This is a genomic window from uncultured Tenacibaculum sp. (assembly GCF_947494125.1).
In the GTDB taxonomy this organism is placed as follows: Bacteria; Bacteroidota; Bacteroidia; order Flavobacteriales; family Flavobacteriaceae; genus Polaribacter.
In genome coordinates, this window is the sequence record NZ_CANLTU010000007.1 from 154,120 (window position 1) to 171,233 (window position 17,114).

At 28.8% G+C, this 17,114-nt stretch carries 18 protein-coding genes and 1 other RNA gene; 10 read left to right on the forward strand and 9 right to left on the reverse strand.

Translation table 11 applies throughout. The features are described 5' to 3' along the window. Positions 1–27 precede the first annotated feature (27 nt). The 3 genes from Q0881_RS12630 to Q0881_RS12640 form a co-directional block, all read right to left on the reverse strand. Positions 28–552: a DUF4136 domain-containing protein gene (locus Q0881_RS12630; protein ID WP_299160816.1), complete on the reverse strand. Its 525-nt coding sequence runs from the start codon at positions 550–552 to the stop codon at positions 28–30. A gap of 102 nt (positions 553–654) precedes the next feature. Further along, complete coding sequence (locus Q0881_RS12635) at positions 655–2,139, reverse strand: S8 family serine peptidase (protein WP_299160819.1); 1,485 nt, start codon at positions 2,137–2,139, stop codon at positions 655–657. A gap of 183 nt (positions 2,140–2,322) precedes the next feature. After that, positions 2,323–3,333 (reverse strand): M28 family peptidase, encoded by a 1,011-nt coding sequence (locus Q0881_RS12640; protein ID WP_299160821.1) that lies wholly within the window; start codon positions 3,331–3,333, stop codon positions 2,323–2,325. 66 nt (positions 3,334–3,399) lie between these two features. Between Q0881_RS12640 and kdsA the strand changes: the two genes are divergently transcribed. From kdsA to Q0881_RS12655, 3 genes are read left to right on the forward strand one after another with little or no spacing between them, the layout of a single operon-like run. Beyond that, positions 3,400–4,218, forward strand: a complete 819-nt coding sequence (gene kdsA, locus Q0881_RS12645; RefSeq protein WP_299160823.1) for a 3-deoxy-8-phosphooctulonate synthase — start codon at positions 3,400–3,402, stop codon at positions 4,216–4,218. Positions 4,219–4,257: 39 nt separating this feature from the next. Then, the gene (locus Q0881_RS12650; RefSeq protein ID WP_299160825.1) at positions 4,258–5,211 is read left to right on the forward strand and encodes a transglutaminase domain-containing protein; all 954 of its coding nucleotides are present in this window, start codon (positions 4,258–4,260) and stop codon (positions 5,209–5,211) included. 9 nt (positions 5,212–5,220) lie between these two features. Further along, entirely contained in the window at positions 5,221–6,171 is a 951-nt protein-coding gene (locus Q0881_RS12655; protein ID WP_299160828.1) for a transglutaminase domain-containing protein, read from the forward strand. Positions 6,172–6,176: 5 nt separating this feature from the next. Here Q0881_RS12655 and Q0881_RS12660 read toward each other — a convergent pair whose 3' ends face one another. After that, positions 6,177–6,524: a DUF1801 domain-containing protein gene (locus Q0881_RS12660; RefSeq protein ID WP_299160831.1), complete on the reverse strand. Its 348-nt coding sequence runs from the start codon at positions 6,522–6,524 to the stop codon at positions 6,177–6,179. 77 nt (positions 6,525–6,601) lie between these two features. Here Q0881_RS12660 and Q0881_RS12665 point away from each other — a divergent pair, with 77 nt between their 5' ends. The 6 genes from Q0881_RS12665 to Q0881_RS12690 all read left to right on the forward strand — a co-directional run bounded on the left by Q0881_RS12665 (position 6,602) and on the right by Q0881_RS12690 (position 10,987). Continuing rightward, positions 6,602–7,210, forward strand: a complete 609-nt coding sequence (locus tag Q0881_RS12665) for a hypothetical protein (protein ID WP_299160833.1) — start codon at positions 6,602–6,604, stop codon at positions 7,208–7,210. A gap of 28 nt (positions 7,211–7,238) precedes the next feature. Beyond that, on the forward strand, positions 7,239–7,535 hold the full coding sequence (locus Q0881_RS12670; RefSeq protein ID WP_299160835.1) for a transcriptional regulator: 297 nt from the start codon (positions 7,239–7,241) through the stop codon (positions 7,533–7,535). Positions 7,536–7,585: 50 nt separating this feature from the next. Beyond that, on the forward strand, positions 7,586–8,959 hold the full coding sequence (gene creD, locus Q0881_RS12675) for a cell envelope integrity protein CreD (RefSeq protein ID WP_299160838.1): 1,374 nt from the start codon (positions 7,586–7,588) through the stop codon (positions 8,957–8,959). Positions 8,960–9,023: 64 nt separating this feature from the next. Further along, the gene (locus Q0881_RS12680) at positions 9,024–9,398 is read left to right on the forward strand and encodes a DUF2809 domain-containing protein (RefSeq protein ID WP_299160841.1); all 375 of its coding nucleotides are present in this window, start codon (positions 9,024–9,026) and stop codon (positions 9,396–9,398) included. Then, the gene (locus Q0881_RS12685) at positions 9,382–10,014 is read left to right on the forward strand and encodes a DUF1361 domain-containing protein (protein WP_299160844.1); all 633 of its coding nucleotides are present in this window, start codon (positions 9,382–9,384) and stop codon (positions 10,012–10,014) included. Before Q0881_RS12680 ends, Q0881_RS12685 begins: the two co-directional genes overlap by 17 nt. 70 nt (positions 10,015–10,084) lie before the next feature. After that, on the forward strand, positions 10,085–10,987 hold the full coding sequence (locus Q0881_RS12690) for a transporter (protein WP_299160846.1): 903 nt from the start codon (positions 10,085–10,087) through the stop codon (positions 10,985–10,987). Positions 10,988–11,083: 96 nt separating this feature from the next. Here the strand turns inward: Q0881_RS12690 and Q0881_RS12695 are convergent, their stop codons facing one another. Together Q0881_RS12695 and Q0881_RS12700 are read right to left on the reverse strand one after the other, a co-directional pair. After that, positions 11,084–11,305: a DUF3820 family protein gene (locus Q0881_RS12695; protein ID WP_299160849.1), complete on the reverse strand. Its 222-nt coding sequence runs from the start codon at positions 11,303–11,305 to the stop codon at positions 11,084–11,086. A gap of 45 nt (positions 11,306–11,350) precedes the next feature. Next, entirely contained in the window at positions 11,351–12,559 is a 1,209-nt protein-coding gene (locus Q0881_RS12700; protein ID WP_299160852.1) for an NAD(P)-dependent oxidoreductase, read from the reverse strand. A gap of 219 nt (positions 12,560–12,778) precedes the next feature. Between Q0881_RS12700 and ssrA the strand changes: the two genes are divergently transcribed. Beyond that, positions 12,779–13,172: a transfer-messenger RNA gene (ssrA, locus tag Q0881_RS12705) on the forward strand. 77 nt (positions 13,173–13,249) lie between these two features. Here the strand turns inward: ssrA and Q0881_RS12710 are convergent. Genes Q0881_RS12710 through Q0881_RS12720 form a run of 3 tightly spaced genes read right to left on the reverse strand, consistent with a single transcriptional unit; the run spans position 13,250 to position 17,104 of the window. Continuing rightward, positions 13,250–14,170, reverse strand: coding sequence for a restriction endonuclease (locus Q0881_RS12710; protein ID WP_299160854.1), 921 nt, complete (start codon positions 14,168–14,170; stop codon positions 13,250–13,252). Positions 14,171–14,222: 52 nt separating this feature from the next. After that, positions 14,223–14,864, reverse strand: coding sequence for a hypothetical protein (locus tag Q0881_RS12715; RefSeq protein WP_299160856.1), 642 nt, complete (start codon positions 14,862–14,864; stop codon positions 14,223–14,225). Between the two features lie 38 nt (positions 14,865–14,902). Beyond that, positions 14,903–17,104, reverse strand: a complete 2,202-nt coding sequence (locus Q0881_RS12720; RefSeq protein WP_299160859.1) for an AAA family ATPase — start codon at positions 17,102–17,104, stop codon at positions 14,903–14,905. Between the last annotated feature and the right edge of the window lie 10 nt (positions 17,105–17,114).

Sequence of the window (17,114 nt, forward strand, 5' to 3'; positions counted from 1 at the left end):
GTAGTGTTTGTAATGGAAGCCTCTATCTTATTTAGAGGCTTTTTTTGGTGGATATCCTTTTAATATTTCTGTAATTACTTTACTATAATGCATTACACGTTCTTCTGGTGTACTACGTTGTTTCAACTCACTATTCGCTATTCCTTGCCAAATAAGCTCATCCTTTTTACTTTCAACAAAATCAATAATCAATTCTTGATTTACTTTCCTACTCCCTATAGGAATTCCTCCAGAAATACCAAAACCAACATTTCCACCACCACCGATACCAACACCAATGCTATTTCTTCTTTCAGATTTACTTTGCTTAGATAAAACATTTATATAAATATCTGGTGTTTCAGACAAACGCATACCTTTTTGTTGAAGTTTATTCGCTAACTCATTCGTAACCCTTTTTACATCTAACTCATTCAAACCTTTACCAGCATCTTCAAAAAAATTGAATGTCTTATAAGCTGTAAAGTTTGTTTGACTATCATAGTCATATACCACTTTTGTAGAAGAACAACTTATTAAAACGAATAAGAAAAGGTATTTAAAGTATCTCATAATTTTTAAATTTATTGATTAGCTATCAAAAAACGTGCCTGATAAAAATACAAAAAGCCTCGAATTAACGAGACTTTTTTGAAGATTAGTTAGTTGATTAAATTATTGAACTGCTTTTAAAGCATCGATATTTCCATATCCGTAATCTGAATGTTTATTTGGGTAAAAATCTGCTGATTCTTTCATTTTTTGTAACACTTGAGCACGAGTCCAAGTTGGGTGTTTAGACCATACTAAAGCTGCAATACCAGCAGTTGTTGCAGTTGCAACCGATGATCCACCTACATAATTAGCTTGTCCGTTATAATAACTTAGTACAGGAACTTTATTATCTGTTCCATTAGTACGTTGCATTTGAACTGTAAAATCAATCTTAGAACCTGAGTGACAAACATCACATTCATCATATTGTCCTTCTTTTACTCCAGTAACAGCCACAGTTTCTGACATACTTGCTGGAAAAATAACTCCATACCATGTGGTAAATGAAGTTGAAGTACCACCTGCTGCTAATACCATTTTTCCTTTACTGTGTGCATACTTAATCGCATCAGAAACATTTCCTATACTAAACGGAAAACCTAACGACATTGAAATTACTTTTACATCGCTTCTATTAGCCAACGCAGTTAAAGCTTCAACAATACCTCTTTTTTCGTGATAATCATCAATCACTACATTTTCAACAGCTCTATACGAAACTAAGTTTGCATTATAAGCAACTCCAACTGGTAAGTTATCATTATTTCTCGGTGCTGTAGCAACGGCAGCCATCTTTGTACCATGCCCACATTTATCATTTACTCCGTCATAATTATTAGACCAAGCCCACCAAGAATCTACGAAGGTTCCATATTTTTGAACTGATCTTCCAGAAGAAGCTCCATCGTTAAAATATTGATTCATCCATTTTTGTTCTGGAGATAATCCAGAATCTACAATGGCAACTGTTACACCTGCTCCTGTACTATAATTCCATGCTTGTGGAATATTGTGCGCATCAAAAGACCAAGGTACTCTTGCCCCTGGTGATACGGTACGATAATCATTCGTACTTAAAGTAGCAGTTCCATATCCACATCCAGATCCTCCAGAAGAAGAAGAACGTGCTTGGTTATTTTTTTCTAAGAAGTTATATCCACTAGGTTCTATATAGCGTACTCTACTGTCTTTCAACAATGTTTTTATTGTTTCTTTATTGGTAACCTTAATGTCTATAACATTAATATTTTCATCAACATATAATTCAGTAGCTCCTTTAGCTGAGTTTTTTTCTAAACTACGAACAAGTTGAATTAAATCTTCTTTAATAGTATTAGCTTCTGCACTTCTTGAAAAATTATTTTTTGAAGTACCATAACCAATGGTTAAAATATTTTCTCCATGGTTTACTGCACTCCAAATTGTATTTACTTCTTGTGAAGTCCAATTAAAATCTCCTGTTGATTGTAATGACTTATTAATTATTGAGTTAATTTCTTTTTTAGAGAGCAGTCCATTCTGAGGTACAGCAGTTTCTAAATTGTCATTTTGGGAACATGAAAACATAGCTAATACAATAGCTAAGCTTAGTATTTGTTTTTTCATAATATTGAAGGGATTAAATTAAAACGTTGCGAATATAGTAAAATTTTAATATAATTTTAACATCATCATTAATTTTAAACGACTCAAATTAACAAAACAACAACAAAAACCTATTTAAATTATTAAAAAAGCATAAAAAAAGAGCCCTAAGAAAGGCTCTTTTAAAAAATATTTTTTGAACTATTATTCTTCAATAACAACTCTAGTAGGCGTGTCTTTTCCGTTAATAATACTTTCAGTTCCTTTTGCTACAGCTTTTACTGTTTCAGTAAGAATACCTACATCTAAAGTCTCTGCTTCATCAGATACTTGATGATAATCGGTATCAATATCTATAGGCGTTGTAGAAAATGTATGAGAAGGTACACCTAAACGAGCTAAAGAGGCATTGTCTGATCTAAAAAATAAATTAAATTTCGGATATGGATCTGGAAATAATCTGTAGCCAGTACCTTCTAAGTTTTTTTGAATAATTTTTCCAAAATCAGAACGTTCAAAACCACTTAACCAAGCTGTTTTAGGCCCAGTTTTTGGCTCTTTACCAATCAATTCTAAATTTATTCCTGCAACAAATTTTGACGGATCTATGTCTTTTCCAAAATATTTAGAACCAATTAAACCCTTTTCTTCTGCTGTAAAACATACAAACAAAATACTACGCTCATTATTTCCTTTTTTAGCAAAATATTCTGCCAATGCTAGTACACCTACAACTCCAGAAGCATCATCATTTGCACCATTAAAAATACGATCACCTTCACCACTTTCTTTAACTCCTAAATGATCGTGATGTGCAGATACAATTACAAATTCGTTTTTTTTTGATTTCCCTTCTAAAACTCCTAAAATATTACTCATTTCAATACCCTCATGCGTAAAATTTTGACGGTATGTTTTTAAGTTTTCAAATTTCTTTAAACCAATTCGTTTGTATTCATTCTCTATATATTTAGTAGCCTTTTCCATCCCAGGGGTTCCTGGCTTACGTCCTTCCATATCATCAGCAGCCAACGTATATAAATGCTTTCTAACCAAAGAAGAATCAATATTTATAGGGTTATGAGCTGTTTTTTTTGAAGTTTGAGTAACAGCATCTGTTATTGCCACACTCTTGTTTTCTGTTCCTTTTTTTGTTGTTTTACAAGCTACTGTTAAGAGCATTACTGCAATTACAGTGTATATTGTTCTTTTCATCTTATTTAGTTTAAAAGGCTAAATATAGCCAATTTAATTTCTTAATTTTGTTCAAAATTTTTAATCATGGATTTAAATCTTATTCCCAATATAAAACATACCAATTCTAACAACTTTTTCCTTTTGGCTGGTCCTTGTGCTATTGAAAGCGAAGAAATGGCTTTAAGAATTGCAGAAAAAGTAGTTTCTATTACCGATAAATTAGAAATTCCTTACATTTTTAAAGGAAGTTTTAAAAAAGCGAATCGTAGTAGAATTGATAGTTTCACAGGAATTGGTGATGAAAAAGCTTTAAAAATTTTAAGAAAAGTTTCCGAAACTTTTAATGTTCCAACTGTAACTGATATTCATGAAGTTTCTGACGCTTATAAAGCCGCAGAATATGTAGATATTTTACAAATTCCTGCTTTTTTAGTTCGTCAAACCGATTTAGTAGTTGCTGCTGCAAAAACCAATAAAGTTGTCAATTTAAAAAAAGGACAATTTATGAGTCCGGAAGCAATGCAACATGCTGTTAAAAAAGTACACGATGCAGGTAACCAACAAGCTTGGATAACTGATCGTGGAACTATGTTTGGATACCAAGATATGATTGTTGATTTTAGAGGTATTCCTACCATGCGCGAATATGCACCTACAGTTTTAGATGTTACACACTCATTACAACAACCAAATCAATCTAGTGGCGTTACAGGTGGTAGACCTGATATGATTGAAACTATTGCACGAGCTGGTGTTGTAAATAATGTTGATGGTTTATTTATTGAAACTCATTTCGATCCTTCTAATGCTAAAAGTGATGGTGCTAACATGTTACATCTTGACTACTTAGAAAAACTACTTAGCAACTTAGTTACCATAAGAAAAACTATAAATAATTTATAGGCACAATTTTTGATAAATAAAGTTGTTTTAAACTTTTATATGAGACAACTTTATTTTTTCCTTTTACTTACAGTTTCTTCGTTATCTGCTCAAGATTTTTCTTCAGTAGACAATACTGTACACTCCTACCCTAAATTAATTACTGCTGAAAAACTTGCAACAAAAATTGCTTCTGATTTTACTACTGATGAAAATAAAATTAGAGCTGTTTTTATTTGGTTGGCTAAAAACGTTACATACAATTTAGAAGAATTATACAATCCTAAACAAAAAAGAATAGCTTTTCGATATAGAAACGAAGCTGAAAAACAAGCTAAAATAAAAGCTATAAAAGATAATATTGTTAGAAGTACACTAGCAACTAGAAAAGCTGTTTGCGAAGGGTATGCTCAAACATTTAGTAAAGTTTGTACGTTGTTAAATATTGAAAATGAAGTTATAAAAGGATACGTCCGTAATTCTTCTTACGACATTGGTAAAATAATGAATAATACTAACCATGCTTGGAATGCTGTAAAAATAAATAATAAGTGGCAGTATATTGATGCTACTTGGGCAGCTGGTGCTGTAATGAACGGAAAATGGCAACGTAACTTTAATAATTATTACTTTAATATACCTAAAGAAAAATATTTTTTTACTCATTATCCTGAAGACAGCCTATGGCAGCTTAGAATAAAAAGAATGGGAATAGATGAGTATTTTAATCAACCTATTTACACTTCTTCTTTTCTTAAAAAAGATTATATTCTTAGTAAACCTACATCGGGAATCTTAAAAAAAGATGCAAATTCTGCTATTAAAATTACCCTTAAAAATATTAAATCAAATCAGGAAATTCATTTTGGATTTAGAGGGCATCAATACATGAAACAACCTACTGTTTCTTTTAAAAATAATGCCGCCGAGATTACTATTGTTCCTCCATCAAATAGTAAAGAAGCCTTTTTAATTATTGATGGACAAGTTGTTTTAGAGTTTTTAATTATTTAATTTAGTTAAATGAAAAGGATTTTATTCATTTTAATTTTATTAAACTTCAAAGTTTTTAGTCAGGGTTTTAATAAAGTTGACAATCAAGTACAGAATTATAAGTTTATTCGATCTGCAGAACAATTAGCACAAAAAATAGATTTAGATTTTAATTCTGATATAGAGAAAATAAGAGCTATATATACTTGGATTACCTTAAATATTAAATATTACAATCCAAAAACAAATGCTTTTTTACTAAAAGAACCACAAACCATCGTGTATTTTGATGAAGATGATTTAAAAAGAAGATTAAAATTAATTGATGATAAAATAGTCCGAGAAACATTTCTTTCTAAAAAAGGGGTTTGTAATAATATAGCCTTAGTATTTAATAAAGTTTGTAATTTACTTGATATAGAAAATGAATTAATTAAAGGGTTTGTAAAAAGTTCTGCTGAGGAAATAAATATTGTCCCTAAGTTAAAAAACCACATATGGAATAGTGTAAAAATTAACAATCACTGGATATATATTGATGCAACTTATGGAATAAGTTATGATAGTAATTTATTAAAATCGAAATCTAATTATACTTATTTTAATATTTCAAAAGACAAATTAAGGTTAACACATTATCCAAGTAAAAGTAAATGGGTTAAACTAATGGGACAAGCTCCTTTGAATTTTTTTAGTAAACTACCTGTATTCTCTGATAATTTTTTTAATTATAATTCTGTACTCATTTCACCTAAGAACGGAATAATAAACAGTGCCAATAAAAAAGTTACTATTATCCTTAAAAATCTAAACCCAGATACGCTAATAACTTATAAATATGAAGGGAGTTTTACTTCAAAAAAACCAGTAGTGATATATAAAAATCTAAACACGTCTATTATAATTAACAAACCGAAAAAAGGTAAATTTTTAACTTTATATTTTAATAATACTTCAGTTCTTACCTACAATGTTATTTAAACATATTATAATCTGACTTTATAAGCTTCAGACAAAACTGAAATTAAAACTTCTTTATTAATTTCTTCCAATTTGTAGTAACGAATTGATTTTACTGCTTTTCTTTTTTCTAATACTAAAAACTCATTATATGCTTTGAGACTTGTTTTAGAATAAAAACCTACATCTACATATCCCTTTTTAGTAGCATTAAAATAACATAGAGGCTTATTGTTTACGTAATAAAATGGAATTTTCCACTTATACAACAGCGTTACTTCTTTAAAGTTTGTTTCAATTAGAATTTGTAAGTGTAACAAAATAGACTTTAAAGGTTCTTCTTGTTTTAATATGTATTCTTCTGCTGGTTTCATGCTTTAAAAATACATTAAAATTTTACTTGCCAAATTAAAATAAAACAACTTACTTTGCACTTCAAAGTTCTTTAATAATGAGTACACAAGACTATTTAAAAGATATTTCAGAAATTAAAAACCTAATGAATAAATCCTCAAGATTTATTTCTTTAAGCGGTTTATCAGGTATTATTGCAGGGATCTATGCATTAATAGGAGCCTCTTTTGCTTATTGGTTAGTTACTTATAGTGAAAAAGGCTATTTAATTTTAGATGGAAGAATTTTTCGCTTAGTTATAACAGATTTAATTTTAGTAGGTTTTTTAAGTATTGGTACTGCTATATATTTAACTACCAGAAAAGCTAAAAAAAATGATGAAAAAATATGGGATGCTACTACTAAGAGATTACTTCTTAACTTCTTAATTCCTTTGACTGCTGGAACCATTTATATTATTGTTATCTTAAATCAACAACGATATGGGCAAACTGCTGCTTTAATGCTTTTATTTTATGGACTATCTTTAATAAATGCTTCTAAATACACTATTGGCGATATAAAATATTTAGGGTACACAGAAGTTGTTTTGGGATTAATTTGCGCTATATATCCAGGATATGGCTTTTGGTTTTGGGTAATTGGATTTGGTATTATGCATATAGTATATGGTATGGTGATGCATTTTAAATACGATAAGAAATAGTTACTTATTTTCGTAAAAAATATATTTTTTGAAAAACATTATTCTAAATATAAATAAAGCTTTTGATCATAGAATACGACTAGGAATTATGTCGGTTCTTATGGTTAATGAATATGCTGAATTTACCACCTTAAAAGAACTTTTAGGGGCTACAGATGGAAATTTAGCAAGTCATACCAAAGCTTTAGAAAAAGTAGCATTTATTAGAGTTGAAAAACAATTTATTGGACGAAAACCCAATACCAGATACTATGCTACAGCAACAGGAAAACTCGAATTTAAAAAACATATAGAAGCTTTAGAAAAACTAATTAAGAATAAATAATTTTTTTACACATTAACTTTGAATTTCAAAGTTCTTTAACAATACAAACTATGGAAACAATAAACAGTAAAAACGGAAAATTTGGTAAATGGATTAAAACATCAATAACAGCGAGAATGCTTATGGTTGGTTTTTTAATTTTAATTTTATTAATCCCTTTATCATTTATTAAAAGTTTAATTAACGAACGAATGCACAGGCAAAAAGAAGTAGTGCAAGAAATAAATCAGAAATGGGGAAAAGAAGTTTTGTTATACGGTCCAATTTTAAAAGTTCCTTATAAAACCTATCATAAAAAATCAATTCTAAATCAAAAAACAAACGCAGTACAAACCGAAATGATTGAAGAAATTAACTATGGTTATTTCTTTCCTAAATCTTTAAATATAAACTCAACTATAAATCCTGAGGAGAAAAAAAGAGGAATTTATAAAACTGCTGTATATAAGAGTCAGATAAAAATTACAGGTAATTTTTCTAAACCAGATTTTAGCGAACTTGATATTAAAGAAGAAGATATTATATGGGACAAGGCTCGATTAATTATTGAAACTTCAAACTTAAAAGGAGTCAATAGTTTGGTTGAAATGAAGTTACATAAAAACCTATACTCTTTTACTTCTAAATATGAAGATAGAAGAAAAAATACAATGTATTTAGATTTGCATAAACTAGAAAGTAAGTTTATAAACATTGAAGATTTACCATCTAAAACCGATGTAGATTTCAACTTAGAGATTAATATAAACGGTAGTAAACAAATTCGGTTTATTCCTGTTGGAAAAGAAACCAACGTGAACATAAAATCCGATTGGAAAACTGCCAATTTTTTGGGAGAATACCTTCCTCACAATTCTAATAAGATAAGTGCTGCTGGTTTTGATGCTAAATGGAAAGTACTGGACATTAATAGACCCTTTTCTCAACAATCTTTTAATGGAATTCCAAATTTAAAAGAATATGCTTTTGGCGTAAACTTTATGATTCCTGTAGATGAATATCAAAAAAGTGAACGTTCAACAAAATATGGTTTCTTAGTTATTGTTTTAACCTTTTTAGTATTCTTTCTAATACAAACCATGAGTAAAATTTCAATACATCCATTTCAATATTTAATGATTGGTATTGCTTTAACCATGTTTTACACCCTATTAATTTCTATCTCAGAACACAGTAGCTTTTTAAAGGCCTATATTATTGCAGGAATTAGTGTTATTACGTTAATCTCTTTGTATTCAAAATCTATCTTAAAAGGAATAAAATTCCCATTCTTTATCGCTATTGCTTTATTAGCATTGTACTCATTTATATTCATTATAATTCAATTAGAAAACTATGCTTTATTAGTTGGTAGTACAGGATTGTTTGTAATATTAGCTTCTGTAATGTATGCTTCTAGAAAAATTGATTGGCAAAACGATTAATTATAGATTTTAAAAACAAGAGACAAATCTTTTAAAAAGGGTTTGTCTCTTTAAAACTTCCACTATGAAAATTCATTCAAAAAATTTAAAAATATTCTTTGCCATATTTCTAATAGAAATATTAATAACACAAACTTCAGGATTTGCAAGACACACATTCGGAGATTTCTTAGTTGTTATCATGTTATACTATTTAGTTAAATCCTTTTTTAACTTCTCGGTAAAAAGTACAGCTATTTCAATATTACTATTCTCATATACTGTTGAATTCTTGCAATATGTAAACCTTGTTAACCATCTTGGTTTAAGCAATTTTAAACTTGCAAATATCATTATAAGCAACACATTTAGTATAGGTGATCTTATTGCTTATACAATGGGAATTATTACAGTTTTAATACTAGAAAATAGAAGATATAAGTATGAAGCATCTAAATAAAACACAAAAATCAATTTTATTAATAGTACTATTTTGCGCAATATTACAATTAATTAGAGTTCAATACACCCAGTCGTTATTTTTCAGTTTCCTACTATGGAACTTGTTTTTAGCTTGTATTCCATATATAGTATCAGAAGTAATGAAAAAAAGACCTCTTACAAAAACAAAAATTATTATAGGAACAAGCTTCTGGCTATTATTTTTACCAAATGCTCCCTATATGATTACGGATTTTATCCATTTACATCACTCAAAATCAACTATGATTTGGTATGATTTGTTTATGATATTTTGTTATGCAAATACTGGCTTACTTTTATCAATTGTTTCTATGCATACAATTTATAAAATCATACAAAAAAATTGGACATTAACTATTGCTAACTATTTTATAATAGGAGTTGTTTTTCTTTGTGGCTTTGGAATATACTTAGGTCGTTTTTTACGCTTTAACTCTTGGGACATTTTCACAACGCCGTTGCAAACATTAAAACAAAGTTTAACATCTTTTACAAATCAAAACGCTTGGTTTGTTTCTATTGGTTTTGGAAGTTTATTATGGATAATGTTTTCATTATATAAAACACTTCTAATAGTAAATAAAGAAAAATAAAAAGTTCTTTTGTTTTTTTGTAATCGTTAAAAAAAAGCTCGACTGAATGGGGAATTAATTCAAGTTTACAATGAAAAAAATAAATTTATTTTTATTATCTATTACGATAATAGCAATTACCAACACAGTTAATGCACAAGGAATACTAGATGGATTTACACCTAAAAAAGGTGATTTATCCGTAACCGCTTCTTATTCAAAAAGTAAATATGATAAATTCTATTTAGGAGCTGTAAAAGCTGATGCTGTTCCAATTCATGAGGAAATAAATCAAAACATATTTTCTCTTTACGCTAAATATGGTATTACTGAACGTTTATCTGCTGTTGTTAACCTTCCTTTTATTTCAGCACAAAACACAAGTGGAGCTGGAGATCCTGTAAATGGACAGAATTCAATATCTGATTTACAAGATATTTCAATAGCCTTAAAATTAAATGCTCATAAATTTAATTTTAAAAAAGCTGATTTAAATATTATAACTGGAGTAACAGCTGTTATTCCTACTGGATATGAACCAAACGGAATTTTATCTATTGGTAGTGGTGCCTTTGGTATTGATGTAACTGCAGGATTGCATTTAAACACAAAAAGTGGTTTCTTTTCAACACTTTTAGCGGCCTATAACCTTAGAGGCGATGCTGATAATAATTTAACTCCTGGTGGTGAATTTGGAGTGCCAAATGCTTTTGTTACTACTGGTAAAATTGGATACGCAAGTGACTTTATTTATATTGAAGCTTGGGCAGATATTTTAAACTCTGAAGAAGGAGTAGATATTGGAGGCTCTGGCTTTAACGGTAATTTTCCAGAAACAGATGTAGATTATAGTAGAGTTGGACTTACAGTATATAAAAACATCCTTCCTAAATTAGGAGTAAGTTTAGGATTTGGTAAAGTAATCGATGGAAGAAACTTAGGTGATTCTACTACTTTTTCTGCTGGATTAACTTATAATGTATCTTTAAAATAAAGAAGAATTTAAAATTTTAACAAAATGTAAAAAAGAGCGTTTTTAAAAGCGCTCTTTTTTACATATATTCTTTGATAAAATGTCTTAAATAAAAAATTAAAATTGTGCTTTAATTTTTTTTAAAATATCATCTAACCCATTTAACTGCATTTCGTATACTAAGCCCATCATTTTACCCAACTTACCGGCAGGAAAACCTTTGTTCTTATACCATACCAAATAGTATTCAGGAATATCTACAAGATAGGTTCCTTTGTATTTGCCAAAAGGCATTCTCATTTTAGCAGTATCAATTAAAAATTGTTTGTCTGGCAGCATACATTTTAAACTATAAAAAAACCCGCTAGTTGCAGGTTTTTATTATTATTCTTTTCCGTCTACGTAATCCTGTAAATATAAATAACGTTCGGTTAGTTTTCCGTTATTAGTTGTCATTTTTGCTCTTTCTAAGATACCGTCTTTATCGTTGTTATAAAACGCTGGTATTACATGCTCTAAAAACATCTCTCCAAAACCTTCACTGGCATCTTTTGGTAATTCACATGGTAAATTATCTACCGCCATTACTGTAATTGCTTTCTCATCTCTAAAATCAATTTCCGATTCTGTTGCTGGATCATATCCATAAATAGGATCTGCTATAGTTGAAGGTCTAATAGTTGAAGCTACAGGACCGTCTATATCACAAGAAACATCCGCTACATACTTTATTCTAAAAGCTGCTTGTTTAGCATCTTCTCTTGTAAAGAAATAAGGAGCTCCGTCTCCATAAAAATGTCCTGCGATAAAGAAATCTGTTACATTCGCATACGGCATAAAATTACTTTCGTATCCAGTTGCATCCTTATAAAACGCGTACTTATCTCCTACTTTACCATCTTTTCTTTTGCTATACTCCATAACATCAGCCATACAATATACTGGTTCTGTAAAATCGGCTGTTAAATACAAAGCATCACTAACCTGCTTTATGTTTAAGTGATCTAATATTTCTTTAGCACCCTTTGCTACTTTCCCAGTTCCTGTAAGTAGTATTTTAATATTTGGTAAGGTAATTTTATCCAATTCTGCCTTTACTTCTTCTAAGTCTGCTAAGGTTTCAACCTTTGGTAAACTAAATAAGTTCTCGCGCATTCCTAAAGCTCTAAAACCATTGTAAGCGCCTACTAAACCAGCATAACGACCAAAACCAATAAGTCTTGCTCCATTTTCCTTTATAATGGTTTCATGATCAAACAGCTCTATATTCTTTTCTAACAATCCTTTTAATAATTTACGATTATAAGGCTGCTTTTTTATAGTATGCGAAAAGAAAAAATACTTTTTATTTGGTATTAATGCCTCTAATGGAACTTCTTTTACACCTAATAATATATCACAATCAGAAATATCTTCTGCTACTTCTATACCTAAATCACGATAGGCTTCGTCATTAAAAACTCGAATATCAGAACTTTCTACTTTAATCTCAGCTGATGGAAATTTTTCTTTTAGTTCTTTTAATTTTTCTGGTGAAAATACTACTCTTCTATCTGGTGGATTTTTACGTTCTTTAATGATTCCGAATTTCATTGTCTTTTTTTGTATAGAATTAAACAAATTAGTTGTTATTGTTTTAAATTATTACAATTTAGGCGAAAATACTTGTTTTAAAATTATTGGACAAATAGTATTTTCATATATTTGTTGCCCGCTAAATTTTGCGGTAAAAAGAATACTTAACTGTTTCTTTTTAAAATATAGATAGAGGCATATTTTTTGCTAATACTTATTTATATTCTTTGACATATTGGGGACGACTGGTTTTGACAGCAAGGTCAGTGATAATGTAAGCATACCGAGGAGTGAAATGAATACTCGTAAAACTTATTTCAACTTTTTAAACGGCGAAAATAACTACGCTTTAGCTGCTTAATCCGAATCATAGTAGGATTAGCCTAGGCGCACAAGGTGCGCAAGCTTTATGTCCACGAAAAGCCTTGGTTTACGGCGTTTCACTTTCGGGCATCGTAAAAGTAAACATAGAAAATTTAGTACTTCGATAAATTTTTGAAACTAAAGAAGATAAGCTAAAAACAGATTGTTCTTAATCAGCTTTTAGTCGAAAATTAAGAAAGAACTAAGTATGTAGAAAGCTTTTGAGCTGCTTGTTTGGACCCGAGTTCGATTCTCGGCGTCTCCACTATTAAACCCTGTAAATACTACATTTACAGGGTTTTTTATTTTAAGGTGTCAATTTAGGTGACAAATTTTTTTTAATAATTATTCTTCAAAATAATCTAAATCTATCTTTTTAATTTGAATTGTTTCTGAAATTTGTACCTCTAAATTATACTCTATTGCTAATTCTGTAAGCTCTTTACCATCTATTAATACAATTTTTTGTTGCTTACTATCTTGTGCTGTTTGTACTGCGCTTGAAGAGAATCTACTTGTAGTTAAAAAAACTCCTTTATTTACTCCTTGTAATGCTAAAGAACCTATGAAATTTCTTATTTCGGGTGAACCAACAGAATTGTTTGTAAATCGTTTTGCTTGTATATAGACATTTTCTAAACCTAAACGGTCTTGAGATATAATTCCATCTATACCATTATCTCCTACTTTACCTGTATGTTCTGAAGCATCTTCACGGAACTCTCCGTACCCCATTTTTTGTAATAATTGTATTACAAAGTTTTCGAAGTATTGAAACGAATTTTCTTTTAATTTGTCTAACAATTCTGTTGCTAACTCATTTTTTAATTCTGATACTGTTGTTGCTAATACTTCCTCAGGTGTTTGTTCTTGTATATTCGTTATTTCCTTTTGTTTAGTATTAGTATCATTAAATGTAGTACGCCATTCTTGATATTGAGGAAACTGCTCTAGCTGTTTCATTCTTAACTTGATTGGATTCGTTGCTAAAAAACTTTTCCCTTCTTCTGTTATTTGATAAACACCACGTTCGGGATATTTTATTAGTCCTGCTTTTTTTAAATAACTACGTGTCCAACCTACTCTATTTCTAAATAAGCCCATTTGCCCACTAGGTACTTTTATTTTTAAATGTTCTTGGCTTAATTTATAATGCCCACTTAAAATTTGCATTACTTCATTTAACGTTTTAGAATTACCATCTGCTAATAATTGTAACATTGGTAGCATTATGGTTTGAAAATCTGGTATTTTATCTTTTAACATTTGCATTTTATTTTTAATAACTTTAAATAATTTATTCTTATTCTATTTTTTTTCAAACAATTTCATCCTTGTTTTTAATATAAACACCTTCTCCAATAGCTACTTGCTCAGAAATTTCTTTTTCTTTTAAATTTATTTCTGCTATTAAACTTCTTTCTTCTTTCCTATAAACAGGTAATTTTTCTTCAATAGAAATACATTTAGAACGTATAGAGGATTCTAACTTTAATTTAATCTTATTATTAAAATCTGTAATTCCGTTTAAAGTTCCAAAAGATAAAAAAGATAATAACACCATAAATAATGCAGATGCACCAATCAAAGTAAGAATTTGACTAAGACTCGTTATTCCAAAAACAAAATATAGGATTAACACAAATCCTAAAAACAATAAAACCAATATTACTTTAACACTATTATATATAAGTTTAAATCTTCTATTTAGCTTATTATTAATCTCTTCGTTTTTTGAAATAATTTCTTTTAATCTTCCGTGTCTATATTTTAATTTAGATAAAGTAATTTTCTCTTCTTTCTTACCTATCTTATTTTCGTTATCTATTTCTAACTTTTTATCCTTTTCTTCTAATTTATCTAAAAGATTCACATAACCTACTGTCATAATATAAACAAGGATAATCAATACAATAATTAAAATTATCTCTAAAGTTGTTATTCCTTTTCTTCTACTCATTTTTCTGTTTTGGGGGTTAAATTTTAATTTCTACTTAGTTAATTTTCTTCCATCATCATTTTATAATGTTCTTTATGATGTGATTTTTCAAAAATGGACTTGAATACTTTTTTATAACTAGCAATTGTTTCATCTTGGTATTCTATGTATAAATCATCATTAATACTATGAGAACCATCGTTAATCCAACTTATTAAAGCCCTACAAATATCCTGTTCTTCTGGTGTTTCAAATTTATTAACTAATGTATCGTCTCTATACTTTCCTAAAATCCTAAAATAATTCTCTATTATTCTTCTCATAGTATTCTGAATAGATACTAAAGAATCTCCCTCTTTTAACTCTTTCCATAATAATTCATAAGAAGAATGTATTGGATTCTCTTGCTCAAACATTTGAATAGAAGTTACTCTATTCTTCTTTCTTAATATCCAATAATTTGTATTATTTAATTTACTAGTTCTTCCATCAATAAAAGAAACTTCTTTATGAAAAAACACATTATGAGTTAACAAAATAACTTGAAGAATATCACCTTCGCCACTCCTAACCTCTTTTAAAATTCTTTTTATTAGTGTACTTACTACATATAAAATATTGCTATCTAAACTAGAAATAGGGTCATCAATAACAAGTATTTTATCTACGGATGTTTTTCCTTTTTCTAAGGAGCCTTTGGCTATCTGCAAAAAATATAAAAAAGTAATAAATGTTTTTTCTCCCTCACTTAATGTTGATTCAGCAGGCGAACCATCTTCTCTTTGTATTTCATAATGATTCTCTTCTTTTGAAGAAGGAACAATAGTAAAGCTTTGAAAACCGTAAGTTTTTAACGTATTATTGATTTGAATTACTGTTGGCTCAGAACTAGTAACATTTATACTTAATTGATCTATATCAATTTTAAGTAACCTATGCTTTTCATTGAAATCATCATATTGTTTTTTAATACCTTCTACTGCCTTGGTTAAACCATCATTTTCTTTTACGTAATTGTCTAATTCTACTTTATTATCCTCTACAAGATGTTTCCAAATTGAATTAATCAGATTATCTCTTTGACTTCTATAGTCTAAAACAATTTTATTGTGTTTTTCAATTGATTTATTAGCTTCTATTAATAATAAATTTAAACTACTTAATTGTTGTTTAATTGATTGCAAACTTATTACTCTACTAGGCTCTGATAATTTGTTTTGAAGAAACTCTCTATTAGCAGTGAGTTCGCTTATTAGTGTTTTTAAATTTGCAGAAAACAAGCTAATATTCAGCTTTGTTTTTTTATTCTCTTTTTCTTTTTTTTCTATTTCATTTAATTGATTAACAATTGTTGCTGCTTCTCTCAGGTATTCATCATTAAAACCCTTTATTTGTTTGAGGTCATTGGTGAAGTTCTCATCAAAAAACTTATCTAATTGTTTTTTAAAGTTTACTGTAATAGTTTCTTCTTGACAAAAAGGACAAGTTCTATCAGTTTCTTTCAACAAGTTTTTACCTTTTATAACCCAATCATTTATATTTAATTTCTGTATAAGTTTTGCTATTTCAACATCTGCTTTACCAATAACTTTTTTCTCCCAGATTTTATCTTCTTCTATTTCTAAAAGCTTTTCAAACTCAATAACTGTGAAAGATTCTATATGTTTGGGAGCTTCTCCAAAAATAGTTTGTGATTTCGTTTTTAAAACATCTAAAACTAAAAATTCTTCTTCATTACTATTAAATTCTTTAATAATTCTGTTGTAAAAAGCATCTTTACTTTTCATTGAACCAACAAACGCTTCTTTAAAATAAGTTTTATGCTTTTGATAAATACCTTTCCAAACTTTCTCTTTAAACTTTAAGCTTTTTTCGCTCTTTTCTTCAATTAATTTATCCAATGAAGATTTGCGCTTTACATATTGTTCTTTTAAATTTTTGAGTTCATCTTTTTTAGTGTTGATTGTATCAATCTCTTCTTTTGAAGCTTTACCTAAAGTAAAAACACCTTTTAATTTACTTTCTCCAAAGTAATCTTCTCTAAATTTTTTATTGTAAACAAGCACATTTAATTCAGTATCATCTTTCCATTTTTTATTACAATCAGAATATTTTAAATTAGTAGAATCATAAAGAAAGTTAGAAAAGGTTGTCTTTCCAGTACCATTTGACCCATATATAAAATTGATCCTCTTTAAATCGTTAATCTCAACTGGATTAACATAACTAGCAACATTATGGAGTTTAATATTTGTTATCATAAGATTTAAA